This window comes from Geobacter sp. AOG1, from assembly GCF_019972315.1.
GTDB lineage: Bacteria > Desulfobacterota > Desulfuromonadia > Geobacterales > Geobacteraceae > Geomobilimonas.
Window position 1 is genome coordinate 862,037 of sequence record NZ_BLIZ01000001.1, and the last position, 17,765, is coordinate 879,801.

Genomic DNA, 17,765 nt, shown 5'->3' on the forward strand with positions numbered 1-17,765 from the left:
TAATTGGTATAGGAGTAGTTGCTACTTACTGATGCTGACCCAGGTTACCGCCGCACCGGCGGCGATGCTATTGACGGATGCCTCGCCAAAATGGTAAGGGGCAAAGACAACCCCTTGGGGCATGCGTGTTCCAACCTTGGCCTTTAGCTTGAGTTCTCCGGATGCGGATTTGACCACAACCGTATCCCCCTCTTTGACACTGAGAGCCCGAGCATCGTCGCGCCCCAGTTCCACGTAGCCTTCCGGACATACGTGCATGGGGCCTTCACCGAAGCGGGACATGGTCCCACAGTGATAGAGAGCACTTCCGGTTACGAGGGCTAACTTGCCGCTCTCCACCGGGATTACCGCAGCCCCTGCCGGCACGAAGCGCGGTTTTATCGTGACAGGAAGAATGGCCCCTGTGTCACCCAGTTCGGCCAAAGAGAGGCCGGCATAGGCGGGAACGGTTGCCGCGATCTCGGCGAATACCGCCGCTACATCGGCATAGGGCGCACTACCGGTTAGGCTGGCGACGAGACCATTGAGGATGGCAAAATCGCTCCGTGCTTCTCCAACAGGTTTGATGGCCTGGTTAATCCGCTGCACCGCACGCCCGACGCTGGTGTAGGTACCGCCCTTCTCGGCAAATGAACAGGCCGGCAACACCACGTGGGCCTTGGCCGCCGTTTCAGTCAGGAAGAGGTCCTGCACAACGAGGAATTCCACCTTGTCGAGCGCTGCCTCCACCCGCTTCCGGTCGGGGTAGGAGACAACCGGATTTTCTCCAGCCACGATCAGAGTCTTGATGGAGCCGTTCAGACAGCCCGTCATGATGGCATCCGCATCGGCACCACCGGCAGTCGGGTAGACGCCGAGGTCTGCCGCACCCTGGCTGTTGTTCTTCTCACCCAGGTAGAGGACCCCGCACCCTTCCTTGCCGACCTTGCCGGTCAGCAGTGTCAGATTGGCGATGGCCTGTGCCAGGGCTTTGCCGTGGCCCGGATAGCCGAGGCCAAGAGGAAGGATGATAAGCGCCTTTGCTGCCTTGGCATAGTCTCTAGCAAGGTTCTTGATGGCATCAGCATCCAGGCCACAGGTTGCAGCAACGTTTTCGGGAGCGTAATCTGCCAGTTGTTGCTTCAGGGCTTCAAATCCTTCAATACCAGTAGCAGTGGCATCCTGAAGATTTTCGGCCAGGATCACCTGGGCAAGGGCATTGACCAGCGCCACTTCCTGTCCCGGCTTGTGAACGTAGGTAACTGCCTTGGGAAGTTTGGCCAGCTTGCCGCGCTTATCTGAGATGATCCTGAGGTCGATCTCCTTGCGCTTGACCCCCAGATTGATTTCGAAGCCGAGTACCGGGTGGGTTTCGTAGGCATCAGTCTTCACCACGAGCAGGAGGTCGGATGCCTGGATATCAGAAATGGCCGCCGGTGAAGCTACGGTACCAAAGCTCTCCATTGCACCTGCGGTGAGGGCTGCATGGGCATACCCCGCCGAATGGTCAATGTTGTCCGAGCCGAGACCGTCCTTGAAGAGTTTCTTGAAGAGGAACAGTTCCTCATTCGTGAGCCGTGCGGTTACCAAGCCAGCAACTGCTTTTCCGCCGGCATTTTTCGCCTCGGCAAGCTTTGCAGCGACGAGAGTCAGCGCCTCGTCCCAGCTGGCCTGCTGCAGGACACCATTTTTCCGGATGAGCGGTGTTGCCAGACGCTTGTCGCTGTTGACAAACTGGTAACCGAAACGCCCCCGGGTACAGAGTTGGCCATTATGGAAGCCCTGGTTCTCGTCGTAAATGGTGGTGAGGACCTTGCCGTCCTTGACCCCCAGAGTCAATTGGCAGCCGGTACCGCAGTAGGAACAAACCGATTTTACCTTATTGAGAGCCCACCAGCGGGCCTTGAACTTGAAGGGACGAGAGATGAGCGCGCCCACGGGACAGACCGAGACGCAGGAACCGCAGAATTCACAGTTGAGGGGACCATCAAACTCGGTCCCTATCTTCGCCTCGATACCACGGTTCATGAACGTATAGGCCCCGTAGGAAACGATCTCGTCGCATATCCGGGCACACTTGCCGCAGTGGATGCAGCGGTTCATGTCCCGCTCTATGAGGGGGTTCTCGTAGTCGATCTGGTGTTGGAATTTTTCGTCCTGGAAGCGGTTGAGGTTGACCTTGTATTCATAGGTAAGATTCTGGAGGTCACAGTCACCAGCCGCATCGCAGACCGGACAGTCGATGGGGTGCTTGAGCAGCAAGAGTTCCAGCACCAGCTTACGGGCCTTGACAATTTCGTCGGTGGTAGTCCGAACGATCATCCCCTCGGTCACCGGGGTGGTGCAGGCGGGAATCTGCCGTCCCTTCATCTGCTCAACCTCCACGAGACACATACGGCATCCGCCGAACGGCTGGAGCTTCTTATCGTGACAGAGGATCGGTATTCTTATGCCGGCTGCCTTGGCCGCATCAAATATGGTAGCGTCTTTCGGTACCGTTACCTGTGTATCGTCGATTGTAAGATTTACCATCTCGCCCTCTGTTCTCCCTCGGATGTTTACTTGGTGATCAGCTACTCAATGGCCATGAAACGGCAGGCGTCGTAACAAGACTTGCACTTGGTGCAGTTTTCCTTGATGAGAAAAGCGACTTGCCCTTTCTCCCAGCGGATGGCGTTGGAAGGGCAGGCCTTGAGGCAGGCGCCGCACTTGACACACTTGTCTTCCACCACCTGCCACAGGAGCAGTTCCTTGCAGCAGTTGGAGGGGCAGCGCTTGTCGTTGATGTGTGCCTCGTACTCGTGGCGGAAATACTTGACTGTAGAGAGGATCGGGTTCGGAGCTGTCTGGCCAAGGCCGCAGAGAGACGCCTTCTTGATGGTGGTCCCCATCTCCAGAAGAGTCTCGATGTCCTGGGCCTCACCCCTTCCTTCAGTGATCCGCGTAAGAATATCGAGCATGGCCTTGAGGCCAATCCGGCAGGGGACACACTTGCCGCACGACTCCATTCTGGTAAAGGCAAGAAAGAACTTGGCCACGTCCACCATGCAGGTGGTCTCGTCCATGACCACTAGTCCACCGGACCCCATCATGGCACCTGCTTTGATGAGAGAGTCGTAGTCAACAGGAGTGTCGAGCACTTCCGCGGGGATGCAACCCCCGGACGGCCCCCCCGCCTGAACCGCTTTGAACTTGCGGTTGTTGGCGATGCCGCCACAGACATCGTAGATGACCTGACGGACCGTCATCCCGGCCGGAACCTCGACGAGACCCGTATGCTTGACCTTCCCGGTCACGGCGAAGATCTTGGTCCCCTTGGTCGTCTCGGTGCCAAGGGATGCATACCAATCGGCACCCTTGTTGATGATATGACGGACGTTGGCAAAGGTTTCCACGTTGTTGATGTTGGTCGGCTTACCCCACAGACCCTTGACCGCCGGAAACGGAGGACGGGGTCGTGGCATACCGCGCTCGCCTTCGATGGAGGCCATGAGCGCGGTCTCTTCGCCACAGACGAAGGCGCCCGCACCCATTTTTATCCGCATGTCGAAGTCGAAGCCCCACCCTTGGATGTTCTTGCCAAGCCAGCCCTTCTCGTAGCAGGTATCGATGGCACGCTGCAAGCGCTCGATGGCCAGCGGGTACTCGGCCCGGACGTAGACGTAGCCGTAGTAGCAGCCTATTGCATAGGCAGCGATCATCATCCCCTCGATGATACAGAAGGGGTCCCCTTCGAGAACTGAGCGGTCCATAAAGGCACCGGGGTCGCCCTCGTCGGCGTTGCAGATCAGGTACTTTTTGTCGCCAGGCGAAGCGGCGCAGAAGGACCATTTCATGCCGGTGGGGAATCCACCACCACCACGACCACGCAGTCCCGACTTCTTGACTTCCTCGGTAACTTCAGCAGGCTTCATGGACTTGATGCATTTTTCGATCGCCTTGAAGCCATCCTCTTCCAGATAGGCATCCAGGCTATCGGGGTCTATCTGACCACAACCGGTCATGACGATGCGCATCTGCTGGTCGACGAAGGTGTTGTAGTAGGGCTTCGCCTTCCGTTTCTCCATGGTTGTCTTGTTGATAATGTGCTCTTCGACGATTTGTTCGACCTCTTCCGCCTTGACAAAGTCGTAGGTGACCCGTCCCTGCTCAGGGGTGATGATATCGACGAGGACATCGTTTGCGCAGAGGCCGCGGCAACCGGTCTTGATGACGTCACAGCGCTTGCCGACGACGGCATCAACACCTTTTTCCGCGATTTGCTTGATGAATGCCGCCTCAACGTCCTTGGCACCCATGGAAACGCCACCAGTTCCCTGGCAGATCAGAATTTTTATCGCTGCGTTTTCGCTCATGACGAATAGTCCCCTACTGGATAAGTATCGAGCTACTTCTTCATCGGCCTCTGGCTGTAATCGGCAATAATCTCTCCGACTTTCTGCACCGTCATCGAACCGTAGGTGGAATCATTCACCATGGCCAGTGGTGCCATACCACAGGCACCGAGACAGGCGACCTTCTCGAAAGTGAAGCGCAAGTCGGGAGTGGTTTCAGCGTGTCCAATTCCCAGCTTATCAAAGAACGTCTCAACGATACGAGGAGCGCCCTGGACGTGGCACGCAGTTCCAACGCAGACCCTGATAATGAACTTCCCCCGCGGCTTGAGGTGGAACTGGGCATAGAAGGTGAGGACACCGTAGATCTGGCTCGGGTAAATGTTCAGCCGCTCCGCCACCAGGTCGATGGTCGGTTTGGGCACGTAACCGTATTCTTCCTGGATTCCCTGAAGGACCGGCATCAGGTTGCCCGGCAGGGTCAGGTACTTGTCGATGACGTGATTGGCAAGTGCCAAATCGATATCTGCAGTCGGTATTTCTTCGGCTGGAGCGTTACTCATGTACTCCATCTCCTTTAATAAGTGAGTTACCTGTCGATTTCGCCAAGGACGATGTCGAGCGTTCCGATGACCGCTACGAGGTCGGCAATCATGGCACCTTTTGCCATTTTCTCGATAGCACCGAGGTTGACGAATGAGGGGGGACGAATCCGCATCCGGTACGGTTTGTTCCCGCCATCGCTGACCAGATAGTACCCCAACTCACCTTTGGGATTTTCCACCGACTGGTACACCTCCCCTTCCGGAACAGGAAAGCCTTCGCTGGCAATCTTGAAGTGGTGGATCAGCCCTTCAATGGTGTTGTAGACATCATCCTTCGGAGGGTAGCAGACCTGAGGCGCATCGGCCAAAATCGGCCCCGGTTTGAGGGAGTCCAAAGCCTGTTTGATGATCTTCACCGCTTCGCGCATCTCCACGAGGCGTACCTTGTACCGGTCATAGGTGTCGCAGTTCTTACCGACCGGCACCTGGAAGTTATACTTTTCATAACCACTGTAGGGATTGTCTCTCCGCAGGTCCCAGTCTACGCCCGAGCCGCGCAGTGCCGGGCCGGTGATACCGTAATCTATGGCGTCTTCGGCCGAGATCACACCATTACCGACGGTCCGCTGGACCCAGATGGTGTTCTTGGTCAGAAGCCCCTCGTAAGTGTCGAAATGGCCGGGAAAGGTGTCAACAACTTCCTTCACATCTCTCTCGAACCCGTCGTAGACCTCGGAGGAAAGCCCGCCGATACGGAAGTAGTTGCTCGTCATCCTCGCACCGGAGATCTTTTCGTAGATGGCCATTACCTTCTCGCGCTCACGGAAGGCGTAAATGAAGACCGTCATGGCCCCGATGTCGAGGGCATGGCAGGCGATCCAGACGAGATGGGACTTGAGACGAGTCAATTCGGCCATTATAACCCGGATCGTCTGAGCTCTCTCCGGCACCTCAATCCCGAGCAGTTTTTCAACCGCCAGCACGTAGCCGAGGTTGTTGCTCATGGGAGCAAGGTAGTCGAGTCGGTCGGTCAGGGGGAGTGTCTGGTGGTAGGTCCGGTGCTCCGACAGCTTCTCGACCCCCCGGTGCAGGTACCCGATGTGCGGCGTGATCTTCTGGATTACTTCACCGTCCAGTTCGACAACTAGCCGCAAAACCCCGTGCGTACTCGGGTGCTGCGGGCCCATGTTTACTGTCATGATCTCTGTACTAGCCATTCGTCGCCTCTATGTGTTGGATAGAATAAGTTTTGTAAGCGTATGGTTTAAATTAGGACAGCCTGCCCTTGTACGGTTCGCGATCCGGGCCCTGGAGCGGATAGTCCTTCCGCAGCGGGTGACCGACCCAGTCGTCCGTCATGAGGATTCTGCGCAGGTCAGGATGGCCGGTGAAGGTGATGCCGAACAGATCATACACTTCACGCTCCAGGAAGTTGGCGGCATTCCAGAGGCAGGTGGCGCTGGCAATGGACGTGTCCGACTCCTCCACCGGTGCCTTGACCCTGAGACGGTCCTTGGTGGGAATAGAGTACAGGTTGTAGACCACCATGAAACGGGGAGCTTTCCCGCAATAGTCAACCGCAGTCACGTCGGTCAGCAGGTTATACCCCATCTCTTCCTTCAGGCATTTGCAGATTGCGATGATGTCCTCTTTCTTGACGGTCACCGTCACTTCACCGCGGAATTCCTTGATTTCCAAAAGAGAAGAAGCAAATTTTTCCTTCAGCCCCATCACTGCACGATTGTTCTCAGCCATATTAGTCATACCTTTTCCTTTGGTATTGATCCCTTACGCAGCCGGCTCCAGCCTCTCACCGAGGCCGATTGACGAACCGAAGGAGTTTTTCTCCTTCATGATCTTGTCCTGGAGCTTCATCAGTCCGAAGAGGAGCGCCTCGGGGCGCGGAGGACAGCCGGGGATATAGACATCAACAGGAAGCGCTTCATCGATCCCCTGTACCACGCTGTACGTATCGAAAATGCCCCCCGAACAGGCGCATGCCCCCATGGCCACGACCCACTTCGGCTCCGGCATCTGCTCATAAACGGTCTTGATCACAGGAAGCATCTTCTTGGTGACCGTACCAGCGATGATGATACAGTCCGACTGACGGGGTGACGCCCGGAAGATGATGCCGAAACGGTCCAGGTCGTGGTGGGACGCCCCGGTGGCCATCATCTCGATGGCGCAGCAGGCCAGACCGAAGGTCATGGGCCAGATCGACGATTTACGTGCCCAGTTGACCAGGCCGTCCAACGACGCGGTAATGATGTTATCACCCAATGGCTGCTGATCTACTCCCATTCCAATGCTCCTTTTTTCCAAACGTATATGTAGCCGACGAAGAGAATGACGATGAAGACACCCATCTCAGCAAGAATGAATGGACCGAGGCCGGCGGCGATGAACTTCTTGAAGACAACCGCCCACGGATAGAGGAACACCGCCTCTATGTCAAACAGGATGAAGAGCATCGCAATGATGTAGAACTTGATCGAGAACCGCTCGCGCGCACTTCCGACCGGCTCGCACCCACACTCGTAAGGAGCCAGTTTTACTTCGGAAGGCTTTTTCGGTCCGATAAGGGACGAAAAAATAAGCGAGCCAAGGCCGAACAGGATTGCAATCGTTACCAGGACGATTATGGGTAGATAAGCACCAAGCATCTTTTCCCTCCAATTTTCTAAAAACGTTAAAAATGTTTTGTTGCAGATTGAAACAGACTCTTTAGCCAGTTTTTACGCTTCTACCGCATCAGTAACCACTGGATCGTACACAGATTTTCCTTCAGAAGCGTATACTGTATACAATTTCAATTGGTCGAAACTTATTTCATTTCCAAATTATTGTCAAGAAAAAAAAGTTCTAATTTTTTCGCCTCTGGCCGCGGTTTTTCCCGGCTCCGGCACAGTCCGGCACCGCTCTTCCGCGCGCTATTAACCCTTGACATCATGCGGAGTTATGTGGTACCACGCCCACGTCGTAGCGAGAAAAAACAAGTGAGGTGGCAAGCCATGAAAAACGGACGTTCCGTGCAGTTGTTTCAAGAGGCCCAGCAATACATACCCGGTGGTGTCAACAGCCCGGTACGCGCCTTCAAGTCTGTCGGCTTCGACCCTCTCTTCATCAAAAAGGCGAATGGCTCCAAAATTTACGATGAAGACGGTAATGAATTCGTAGATTATGTCGGTTCCTGGGGACCGATGATCCTGGGGCATTGCCATCCCGACGTCGTTACTGCGGTGCTGGCCGCAGTGGCAAATGGAAGCAGCTTTGGGGCGCCAACCGAACTGGAGATAATTCTGGCGGAAATGGTCGTACAGGCGGTCCCCTCTATAGAAATGGTGCGGATGGTAAGTTCCGGCACCGAGGCTACCATGAGCGCGATCCGCCTTGCCCGTGGATATACCGGTCGGGACAAGATACTGAAATTCGCCGGTTGCTATCACGGTCACGCCGATGCCCTACTGGTGAAGGCCGGCTCCGGAGCAGCCACCTTCGGAGTCCCCGACTCCCCCGGAGTGCCGAAGGATTTCGCCAAGCTTACCCTGACTGCGACCTTCAACGACCTGGAATCGGTGCGTACCCTCATCGCCGAAAACAGCGGAGAGGTCGCCTGCATCATCGTCGAGCCGGTGGCCGGCAACATGGGGACCGTTCCACCCCGAGATGGTTTCCTTGAAGGGCTGCGGGACATCTGCACGAACGAAGGGATCGTTCTTATCTTCGACGAGGTGATGTCCGGCTTTCGGGTTGCCTATGGCGGCGCCCAGGAGGTGTACGGCGTCACCCCCGACATGACCACCCTGGGAAAAATCATCGGCGGGGGCCTCCCGGTTGGCGCGTTCGGCGGTAAGAAGGAGATCATGCAACTCCTTTCCCCTTCGGGCGGCGTCTACCAAGCCGGCACCCTCTCCGGTAATCCGCTCGCCATGACCGCAGGCATTGCCACCCTGCGATTGCTCCAACAGGAAGGCTTCTACCGGAAGCTGGAAGAGAAGAGCGCCTGTCTGTCGGCCGGTATCGCCCAGGCGGCCAAAGACGCAGGCTACCCGATCTATTCCACCCGTGTCGGGAGCATGTTCTGCGCCTTCTTCACGAGGGGCGAGGTCCGCGACTGGCCGACCGCAGCCCAATGTGACACGAAGGCCTTCGCAACATATTTCCGCACCATGCTGGAAGAAGGCATCTATCTGGCCCCCTCCCAGTTCGAAACCGCCTTTGTTTCCGCTGCCCATAGCGACAGCGACCTCGATCGGACCATCGCGGCGGCCCGCAAGGCATTCAAGGCCCTGTAGCCCGTCGGCAAAAAGGTAGTTGACACGATTGGCCCAATATGCTATTTAGCTTTGGTTTTTCACCATACTCTGGCAGTCAGGTTCCGACCATGGAAAAGGATACAAAGAGCCTGATAAAAACCCTGGGAATGGTGTCGAGCATGGGAATCTCGGTGGCGCTTGCCATTGCCATCGGGGTATTCATCGGGCTGCAGCTGGACAAGTGGCTCGGAACCGGCCCATGGTTTTTCTTTATCTTTCTCTTTTTCGGCATAGCGGCCGGCTTCCGGAACATCTACATCATTGCCGGCAAAGAAATTCACAGAAATGACCGTGGTGACGATAAAGGAGAATGACTACTTCACTGCCGTCACTACCGGCAGTTGGTGCCTGCTAGCCGCCCTGACCATCGGGGGAGCCTGTTTCGGCTCACTCAGGTTCGCCGGGGGGGTGCTGGCGGGAGGACTGATTGCCATCGGCAATTACTACTGGCTGCTGAGCATCATGCAGCGGGTGCTGTACCGGCAGCAGGAAAACCCCGAGCGTTTTGCCATTCTGCGCTACCTGCTCCGGCTTACCGTCATCGGTGCCCTGATATACCTGCTCATCGTAAAGCTTGACATTGACATCCGGGGGCTTCTCCTCGGCCTGTCAATTCTGGTCATGACCATAACCGCACTCGCGCTCTATATGCTGAACACAAAAGGAGAGTAGTCCATGGTTCATCCGTTACTGTTTTTGCAGTTCTTCAGAGAGCTTCTGGTGGAGACGTTCCACATTTCCGAAGCCGGCGCCGATGCCATCGCCTACACCTGGCTGGTCATGGCCCTCCTGCTGATCGTCTCCCTGCTCGCCACCAAGGGGCTGAAGACTGTTCCCGGCGGCCTGCAGAATTTCATGGAAGTCATCGTCGGCGGCATCGAAAACATGGTAGTAGAGACCATGGGAGAGCATGGACGCCCCTACTTTCCGCTCATCGCGACCATCGCTCTCTTCGTCCTTGTCTCCAACCTGATCGGCCTTGTCCCCGGCTTCTACCCGCCGACCGCCAATCTCAACACCACCGCCGCCTGCGCCATCATCGTCTTCCTTTCCACCCATATCGTCGGGGTCAAGGAGCACGGATTCCATTACCTCAAGCATTTCATGGGGCCGATCTGGTGGCTGGCGCCGATCATGTTTTTCATCGAGGTCATCGGCCATCTCAGTCGCCCCATCTCGCTCTCCCTCCGTCTTTTCGGCAACATGAACGGCCACGAACTGGTGCTCATGATCTTCTTCGGGCTCGTCCCGTTCCTGGTACCCCTCCCCATGATGGTCATGGGGGTGCTGGTCTCCTTCATCCAGGCCTTCGTCTTCATGCTGCTGGCCATGATCTACATCCAGGGTTCCCTTGAGGAAGCCCATTAAGCATTCGACTTCCTATACTATTTAGGAGATATTTCACGAAAGGAGGAACCAACAATGAGCTTTTTCACTATGTGCGTACTCGCCGCCGGTATCGGCATGGCACTGGGCACCCTCGGAACCGGTATCGGCCAGGGGCTTGCCGTCAAGAGTGCGGTAGAAGGCGTTTCCCGTAATCCGGGCGCTTCCGGCAAGATCCTCACCACCATGATGATCGGTCTCGCCATGATCGAGTCTCTCGCCATCTACGCTCTGGTCGTCTGTCTTATCATCCTGTTCGCCAACCCCTACAAAGACATCGCCCTCAAGCTGGCAGAAACCGTCGCAAAGTAATCGGGCCTAACCAGCCTATGAAAAAAGGTGTGTCTTGCGACACACCTTTTTTTATTTCTGCATTCTTCCGTCCCCTTAACAGATAGCACGGAGGTATTCGATCAGCAACCTCACCCCAACCCCCGTCGCCCCCTTGGGAATGTGGGGTTGCCCTTTCTCCTCCCAAGCAGTGCCAGCGATATCCAGATGAGCCCAGCGCGCTTTCCCCGCAAACTGCTGGAGGAACCACCCTGCGGAAATGGTACCTGCCGTCGGGCCGCCGGCATTTTTCACGTCAGCGATATCGCTCTTCATCAGTTCGCCGTACTCCTCCCAGAGGGGAAGTTCCCAGACCCGCTCACCGCTTGCCTCTCCGGCCCTCTGCAGTGACCGTTTGAGATTGTTGTCGTTCCCCATCAGGCCGGTGGCGACGTTGCCGAGGGCAACGATGCAGGCCCCCGTCAGGGTCGCCAGGTCGATGAGCGCGGCCGGGCGATAGCGCTGGGCGTAATGAAGGGCATCGCAGAGGAGCAGCCTCCCTTCCGCATCGGTGTTGATGACCTCGATGGTTTTGCCGGACATGGCAGTCACCACATCTCCCGGCTTGTATGCCCCACCGCCGGGAAGGTTTTCTGCGGCCGGCACCAGTCCCACCAAGTGCAGAGGGAGGCGCAAGGCGGCGGCAGCCTGGAGCGTGCCGAGCACGGCAGCGGCACCCGCCATGTCGTCCTTCATCCGCTCCATCCCGGCCCCTGGTTTGAGCGATATCCCCCCCGAATCGAAGGTAACCCCCTTCCCAACCAGCACGACCGGCCGTCCTTTCGCGCCATCCCCATGGTATTCCAGGATGATGAACCGCGGCGGCTGGTGGGACCCGCGACTCACGGCAAGCAAGGCCTCCATGCCGAGACGTTCCAGCTCCTCCCGCTCCAGCACCTGGCACGTCATGCCCTGCCGGGCCGCCATCTCCAGCCCTTTTTCTGCCAGATAGGTCGGGGTAGCCACATTCCCCGGCTGGGAAACAAGGTCTCTTGCAAAAGAGACTGCATCGCAGACGCAGACGGCTTCAGCAACAAACGACTCCACGCTAGTCCTTACGTTTTTGTCAGGACAGAGGAAGGTCAGTTCGGTGACAGCACTCTCATCACCTGCGGCAGTTTTGTACTGAGAGAACTCATAACTGCCGAGCAACGCACCTTCTGCAACCGCCCGGATCTTGGCCGGTTCGTCGCCGGCGACACAGAGAAGCAGACTGCTCCCACGCTCAAGCCTGGCCTTCTTCAGCACCTGCACCATTGTTCCTGAGGCTCGCCGCAGGCGCTCCACGGTGAAATCCTTCCGTTTCCCCAAGCCGACCAGGAGGATTCGTTCAGCCGGCAGTCGACCCAGGGTATGCACCATCTTGGTCTTGTCAAGCTTGCCGGCAAAATCCTCCTGCCGGCAGAGGGGCAGGAGTCTCCCCTCCATGGCCCGGTCCAGCCTGGTAATCCATTCCAGCTCCCCATCTTCCTCAAAACATCCCGCCACCAGAACCGGACAGGAGTGTTTCAGATAATCCCCCACCACCAACGAAATGCGCATTACTGGACCTCCAGATAAAGGTTGTGCTACAGTAGCCAACAAACACAATAAAAGGTTGGAAATTCATGCAGATTGTCGCCGACATGCACACCCACACCATCGCCTCGGGGCACGCCTATTCCACCGTCAACGAACTGGCACAGGAAGCGGCCCGCAAAGGGCTTCTGGCTCTGGCCGTTACCGACCACGGGCCGGCCATTCCCGGCGGTCCCCATCTCTACCATTTCGGCGCCATGCGGTTTTTCCCCCAAAGCATTCAGGGAGTACGCATCCTGACCGGTGTGGAGGCCAACATAATCGACCTCAACGGCACCCTCGATCTCCCCGAGGAATACCTCCAGAAGCTCGACTTCGTCATGGCAGGCCTCCACGAAGGGTGCGGCATGGACGGGCTGGGAGCGGATCAGAACACCCGTGCCGTCATCGCGGCCATGTCAAATCCCCGGGTGAAAGCCATCTCCCACCCCGGTAACCCCGTCTTTCCCCTCCATTATGAAACAATCGTCGAGGCCGCCCGTCAGACCGGCACCGCCCTGGAAATCAACAACTCCTCGTTCATCATCAGCCGCAAGGGGAGCCGCCCGAACTGCGAGTCCCTCGCGGAGCTCATTGCACATGCAGGGACACCGGTAATAGTCGGGAGCGACGCCCACATTGCCCAAGTGGTGGGAGAATTCACCGCCGCACTCGAGGTGCTGGAATGTGCGGGGGTGAGGGAGGAGCAGGTAATCAACTCCTCTCTCGAACGCCTCTTCGCCTTTCTCGACCTCACCTCGTAACCGGCAAAAAAAGAGGTCGCCCGACAGGGCGACCTCCTTGCATCGTTCATCAGCCGGGGGTCATTCAACTTTAAGTGCCACAAACAGCGAACTGTCGCCACGACGCAGGAGCACGCGCATGAGGCTCCCCTTTTTGTGGGCTGCCAGCGCCTTTTCGCAGTCGGGCACCGACGAAATAATCATTCCGTTGATTTCCCGGATGATGTCCCCCTTCGCAATGCCCGCATCCTCCGCAACGCTCCCCGGCTTGACCTCCGCGACCACGACCCCTTTTGTATCCTTCGCACCCAGCTGAGCGGCCAGTTCCCTAGTCAGTTCCCGAACAGTCATGCCGAGCCGGTCCGTGCCAAGCGACTGACCGTCACCATCGCTACCGTCCTTCAACAAGTCGATGGCAACCGTAAGCTCCTCCTGCTTGCCGTCGCGCAACACCTTGAGTGGAACTTTCTTCCCCACCGGCGTGGTCGCAACGAGCCGGGGGAGTTCGTTCATCTCGTGAATATCCCTTCCGTCGAATTCGAGTATGATGTCACCCGCCTTCAGTCCTGCCTTGTCGGCTGGGCTCTCCTTTACCACGTCGGCAACCAGCGCCCCCCCCTTTGTAGCCGCCAGGCCGAAGGATTGTGCCAGCTCCTGCGTTATGGGCTGTATGGAAACACCGAGCCACCCCCGAGTGACCCGTCCCTTGTCCCTTAACTGGGGGATGATGTTCTTGGCCATGTTGACCGGGATGGCAAAGCCGATCCCTTGCCCCCCGGCCACGATCGCGGTGTTGATGCCGATCACCTCTCCCCGGGCATTGAAGAGCGGCCCTCCCGAATTGCCGGGATTGATGGACGCGTCGGTCTGAATGAAGTCATCATAGGGGCCGCTGCCGATGACCCGCCCCTTAGCACTGACGATGCCTGCCGTCACAGTCTCGGCTAGCCCGAAAGGGTTGCCGATTGCCATCACCCATTCACCAATCTGGATACCGTCACTGTCACCCAAGACGGCCGCCGGCAACGGTTCCTTGGCGTCAATCTTGATGAGTGCCAGGTCAAGCTTTTCGTCCAGCCCTTTTATCTCTCCCCCGAACTCCCTGCCGTCGGCAAGTTTCACCTTTATCTCGCTGGAACCTGCCACTACATGGTTGTTGGTGAGGATATACCCTTCATTGCTGATAATGAATCCCGACCCAAGGCTACGCTCCTTGCGGGGACGCTGCGGCATCTCTTCGAAAAACCGTTCGAAGAAATCCTCAAAGGGGTCAGTTCCAAATGGGCTGGGAGAGGGGCGCTTCAGACGTTTCTGGGGTGTGATGACTTTTGCGGTGCTGATGTTAACGACCGTTGGCTTCAGTTTCCGGGCCAGTTCGACGAAGTCCGGCACCACTGCTTTGGCGAATGCGGTTCCGCTCACCGCCATCACAAGGAAGAAAACTGGAAGAAACCACTTTCCGCTGCGCACGAGAATGTTTACCATGGAGACCTCCTCTTCTGACGTTCCCCACAATTTAATGTCGTCGCAGCGGCTTGTCAACCTTTCCGGAATCATCTGTGGAGGGGCTGTCGGCAAGCGGTAGAAAGACCGTGAAGGTACTCCCCTTGCCGACTTCGCTGACGACTTCGATTCGCCCGCCATGGGCTTCGGTGTATGACTTGACCAGCGACAGGCCAAGGCCGCTGCCACCATGGGCACGATTGCGCGCCCTATCGACCCGATAAAACCGGTCGAATATACATGAGATATCCTCGGCGGGAATCCCCTGCCCCGTATCGGAAACCGCTACCTTTGCATACCCGTTGCCGGTCTCCAGGAAAAGCCGGACCTTGCCTCCGCTCTCCGTATACTTGAGGGCATTTCCCAGGAGGTTCAAAAATACCTGGTGCAGACGCACCCGGTCTCCCTGTACATGGACCGGCAGGGTGCCGGCGAATTCCAGCTGAACCCCTTTTTCGTCGGCCAGGGTGCGGAGTTGTTGCGTGACTTCCTGAAGGAGCTCACAAAGCTCCACCTCCTGAAGATTAAGCGACAGACCCTTCTCCTCCGCACGTGACAGCTCAAGAAGCGATTCGATGATTCCCGACATCCGATTCACTTCTTCAAGATTGCTCTGCATCAGTTCGCGGAACTCCGCCGGTTCCTTCGCCCATTTGAGGCCTACCTCGATTTCGCCGCGCAAGATGGTAAGGGGGGTACGCAGCTCATGGGAAACATCGGCGGAGAACCGGCGGGTCCGGTTAAAGGAATTCTCCAACCGTGCCAGGGTAGTGTTGAAGGTCTCTGCCAGCCGTCCGATCTCGTCGCGGGGGTTAACCACGTCAAGCCGGTGACTCAGGTTTTCAGCAGTGATTCTCCTGGCGCTCCGGGTTATCAGGTCGACGGGCTTGAGTGCCCTGCCGGCAAGAAACCAGCCGCCATACACCAGCAGAAGCAGGGAAAGGGGGATGGAAACGGTGAAGATGAGGAGAATTTTGTTGAGGATTTCAGTCGGACCCACCAGCGACGAGCCTACCTGCACGATGGTATCCAGTTGTCCGCGGACAAGGAGCGGATAGGAGATGACCCGGACGGGATAGCGGTCGCTGTCGCGGTGGGTTTCGTAGGCGATTCTGTTGGCGGCTGCAGCGATAAGAGCCCGCTGGTTCGGCGGAAGGCTGATATTACCCAGATTGCTGGTCGCTGCACGGGGCTCGCCACGCCTGTCCAGAATCCGGACGTACTTGCCGGCGACGCGAGCCCCGATGAAATCCTCCAGGAGTTGATCCATTTCGGCGGGGGCACTGCGGTAAAACGGCTCGAAGGTGGGGCTTGCTATTGCTTCCGCAACAGCAAGCAGGTCCCTGTCCACTTCTTCGTACAGCTGGTTCCGGAGGGTCGCGTAGAGGAACGAGCTGAATACAATCAGGATTAAGGCAAGCGTTACCGAATACCAGAGGGTAAGCGTAAAGCGGATTGATTTGAAGAACAACTAATCAATCCTCCTCTTTGAGAATGTAGCCCACCCCTCGCACGGTATGGATAAGTTTCTTGTCCGCATCCCGGTCGATCTTTTTCCGCAGGTAGTTGACGTACACATCGATGATGTTGGTGAAGCTGTCAAAGGTATAGTCCCACACGTGGTCGGCGATCATGGTGCGGGTCAACACCTGGTTCGGATTCCGCATGAAGTATTCCAACAGGGCATACTCCTTGGCGGTAAGATCGATCTCCTTCTCGCTGCGCCAGACCTTGTGGGTTACCGGATCGATACGCAGGTCGGCAAAGCGGAGTTCCGCACCACGGTCCATTTCACTGCGGCGCAGCAGGGCTCTTACGCGCGCAAGCAGTTCGGCAAAGGCAAACGGTTTGGTGAGATAATCGTCAGAGCCCGAGTCGAGGCCAGCGACTATATCCTCGACGGAATCCTTGGCCGTGAGCATGAGCACCGGCGTCATGGTGCTTCTGCCACGCATTTCCCTGACCACGCTCAAACCGTCCCGCTTGGGAAGCATCCAGTCGAGAACGATCAGGTCATATGCCTTTTCGAGGGCCATGCGGAGCCCTTCTTCTCCATCATTGGCGATATCCACGTCATACTTCTCTTCCTCAAGGCCCCGCTTGATGAAACTGGATACTTTCTTCTCATCTTCGACCACAAGAATTTTCATGTTCCGCACCTCTCTGACGATAGTTTTGTCTCTCATGTCCATCTATGGACATCTCAGCAGTTAAAGTAGGTATTGAGCCGCTTCAGTATCTCCGCCGCCGACTCCTCCACCGACTTGTTCGTTACGTCGATGACCAGCCACTCGGGATGTCGGCGGTATATCCGCATGCACCAGCCAAGCTCTTCTTCCACATGCTCGTAATCTGCATAGCTGCCGCGCGGGCTCTGGTGAAGATTACGCAACCGGGCAGTGCGGATTTCCACCAACCGCTTGGGATCGATGGTCAGTCCCACCACCCGGTGCTGGTGGATTTCGAACAGTTCGGGAGGAGGGTCAATCCCCTTGACCAGCGGAACATTGGCCACCTTGTACCCTCGGTGAGCCAGGTACATGGAAAGCGGCGTCTTGGAGGTCCGGGAGACGCCGACGAGGACGACGTCCGCCTTGTGAAGGCTGCGCAGTTCCTGGCCATCATCCTGCTTGACCGTATAATCGACCGCCTCCACCCGCTTATGGTATTCGGAGTTGATCTGATAGAGGAGCCCCGGCACCTTTTGGGGGGGCATCCGAAAAATATCCGACAGTTTGTACAGGAGCGGACTGATGAGGTCCACGGCATCCAACCCATGGGCCTCCACTTCGTTCCGGAGGAGCTGCGCCAGTTCCGGGTCAACCAGGGTATAGATGATGATCCCCGGCTGGACCGTTGCCTGGGTCACCGCCGTCAAAATATCCTCATGACTTCGCAGACCGCTCAACCGGTGCAGCCGTATGTCCACGTCCTTGAACTGGGACAGGGCAGCCCGCACCACCCGCTCAACCGTCTCCCCCGTCGCATCGGAGAGAAGATATACATGCTGTTCCATGGGCCTCTCGACTACGCTGCAACCGTAATTTTCATTAACATATACCACGATTT

18 protein-coding genes are annotated in these 17,765 nt (G+C 57.0%); 6 read left to right on the forward strand and 12 right to left on the reverse strand.

Annotated features, from left to right (window positions below; translation table 11 throughout):
• Nucleotides 1–21: 21 nt before the first annotated feature.
• From LDN04_RS03875 to LDN04_RS03905, 7 genes are read right to left on the reverse strand one after another with little or no spacing between them, the layout of a single operon-like run.
• A complete protein-coding gene (locus LDN04_RS03875; protein ID WP_223906552.1) occupies nt 22–2,511 on the reverse strand; it encodes a molybdopterin-dependent oxidoreductase in 2,490 nt (829 codons plus the stop codon).
• 41 nt (nt 2,512–2,552) lie between these two features.
• A complete protein-coding gene (gene nuoF / locus LDN04_RS03880; RefSeq protein WP_223906554.1) occupies nt 2,553–4,334 on the reverse strand; it encodes an NADH-quinone oxidoreductase subunit NuoF in 1,782 nt (593 codons plus the stop codon).
• A gap of 32 nt (nt 4,335–4,366) precedes the next feature.
• On the reverse strand, nt 4,367–4,876 hold the full coding sequence (locus LDN04_RS03885) for an NAD(P)H-dependent oxidoreductase subunit E (RefSeq protein ID WP_223906557.1): 510 nt from the start codon (nt 4,874–4,876) through the stop codon (nt 4,367–4,369).
• Nucleotides 4,877–4,902: 26 nt separating this feature from the next.
• Nucleotides 4,903–6,075 carry an NADH dehydrogenase (quinone) subunit D gene (gene nuoD, locus LDN04_RS03890; RefSeq protein ID WP_223906559.1) on the reverse strand — a complete coding sequence of 391 codons (1,173 nt, stop codon included), beginning with the start codon at nt 6,073–6,075 and terminating at the stop codon, nt 4,903–4,905.
• A 52-nt stretch (nt 6,076–6,127) separates the two neighbouring features.
• The gene (locus LDN04_RS03895) at nt 6,128–6,613 is read right to left on the reverse strand and encodes an NADH-quinone oxidoreductase subunit C (protein WP_223913328.1); all 486 of its coding nucleotides are present in this window, start codon (nt 6,611–6,613) and stop codon (nt 6,128–6,130) included.
• Between the two features lie 33 nt (nt 6,614–6,646).
• The gene (locus LDN04_RS03900) at nt 6,647–7,162 is read right to left on the reverse strand and encodes an NADH-quinone oxidoreductase subunit B (protein WP_223906562.1); all 516 of its coding nucleotides are present in this window, start codon (nt 7,160–7,162) and stop codon (nt 6,647–6,649) included.
• Nucleotides 7,153–7,524, reverse strand: a complete 372-nt coding sequence (locus LDN04_RS03905) for an NADH-quinone oxidoreductase subunit A (RefSeq protein ID WP_223906565.1) — start codon at nt 7,522–7,524, stop codon at nt 7,153–7,155. The genes LDN04_RS03900 and LDN04_RS03905 overlap by 10 nt, the downstream gene beginning before the upstream one ends.
• Nucleotides 7,525–7,872: 348 nt before the next feature.
• Between LDN04_RS03905 and hemL the strand changes: the two genes are divergently transcribed.
• The 5 genes from hemL to atpE all read left to right on the forward strand — a co-directional run bounded on the left by hemL (nt 7,873) and on the right by atpE (nt 10,875).
• Nucleotides 7,873–9,156: a glutamate-1-semialdehyde 2,1-aminomutase gene (gene hemL / locus LDN04_RS03910; protein WP_223906569.1), complete on the forward strand. Its 1,284-nt coding sequence runs from the start codon at nt 7,873–7,875 to the stop codon at nt 9,154–9,156.
• 89 nt (nt 9,157–9,245) lie between these two features.
• Nucleotides 9,246–9,491 carry an AtpZ/AtpI family protein gene (locus tag LDN04_RS03915; protein WP_223906571.1) on the forward strand — a complete coding sequence of 82 codons (246 nt, stop codon included), beginning with the start codon at nt 9,246–9,248 and terminating at the stop codon, nt 9,489–9,491.
• Nucleotides 9,463–9,849, forward strand: a complete 387-nt coding sequence (locus LDN04_RS03920; RefSeq protein ID WP_223906573.1) for an ATP synthase subunit I — start codon at nt 9,463–9,465, stop codon at nt 9,847–9,849. The genes LDN04_RS03915 and LDN04_RS03920 overlap by 29 nt, the downstream gene beginning before the upstream one ends.
• 3 nt (nt 9,850–9,852) lie before the next feature.
• Complete coding sequence (atpB, locus tag LDN04_RS03925; protein ID WP_223906576.1) at nt 9,853–10,545, forward strand: F0F1 ATP synthase subunit A; 693 nt, start codon at nt 9,853–9,855, stop codon at nt 10,543–10,545.
• Between the two features lie 54 nt (nt 10,546–10,599).
• Nucleotides 10,600–10,875 carry an ATP synthase F0 subunit C gene (atpE, locus tag LDN04_RS03930; RefSeq protein ID WP_214173850.1) on the forward strand — a complete coding sequence of 92 codons (276 nt, stop codon included), beginning with the start codon at nt 10,600–10,602 and terminating at the stop codon, nt 10,873–10,875.
• A 75-nt stretch (nt 10,876–10,950) separates the two neighbouring features.
• Here the strand turns inward: atpE and LDN04_RS03935 are convergent, their stop codons facing one another.
• Nucleotides 10,951–12,435, reverse strand: coding sequence for a leucyl aminopeptidase (locus tag LDN04_RS03935; protein ID WP_223906578.1), 1,485 nt, complete (start codon nt 12,433–12,435; stop codon nt 10,951–10,953).
• Between the two features lie 65 nt (nt 12,436–12,500).
• Between LDN04_RS03935 and LDN04_RS03940 the strand changes: the two genes are divergently transcribed.
• Nucleotides 12,501–13,214 (forward strand): phosphatase, encoded by a 714-nt coding sequence (locus LDN04_RS03940; RefSeq protein ID WP_223906580.1) that lies wholly within the window; start codon nt 12,501–12,503, stop codon nt 13,212–13,214.
• Between the two features lie 60 nt (nt 13,215–13,274).
• On the opposite strand, the gene LDN04_RS03945 is transcribed toward LDN04_RS03940, so the two are convergent.
• The 4 genes from LDN04_RS03945 to LDN04_RS03960 are packed head-to-tail and all read right to left on the reverse strand — an operon-like array spanning nt 13,275 to nt 17,712.
• Nucleotides 13,275–14,678, reverse strand: coding sequence for a DegQ family serine endoprotease (locus LDN04_RS03945; protein ID WP_374045133.1), 1,404 nt, complete (start codon nt 14,676–14,678; stop codon nt 13,275–13,277).
• A gap of 31 nt (nt 14,679–14,709) precedes the next feature.
• Nucleotides 14,710–16,167, reverse strand: a complete 1,458-nt coding sequence (locus LDN04_RS03950; RefSeq protein ID WP_223906583.1) for a cell wall metabolism sensor histidine kinase WalK — start codon at nt 16,165–16,167, stop codon at nt 14,710–14,712.
• Between the two features lie 4 nt (nt 16,168–16,171).
• Entirely contained in the window at nt 16,172–16,846 is a 675-nt protein-coding gene (locus LDN04_RS03955) for a response regulator transcription factor (RefSeq protein ID WP_223906586.1), read from the reverse strand.
• 53 nt (nt 16,847–16,899) lie between these two features.
• Nucleotides 16,900–17,712, reverse strand: a complete 813-nt coding sequence (locus tag LDN04_RS03960; RefSeq protein WP_223906589.1) for a pyruvate, water dikinase regulatory protein — start codon at nt 17,710–17,712, stop codon at nt 16,900–16,902.
• Nucleotides 17,713–17,765 lie beyond the last annotated feature (53 nt).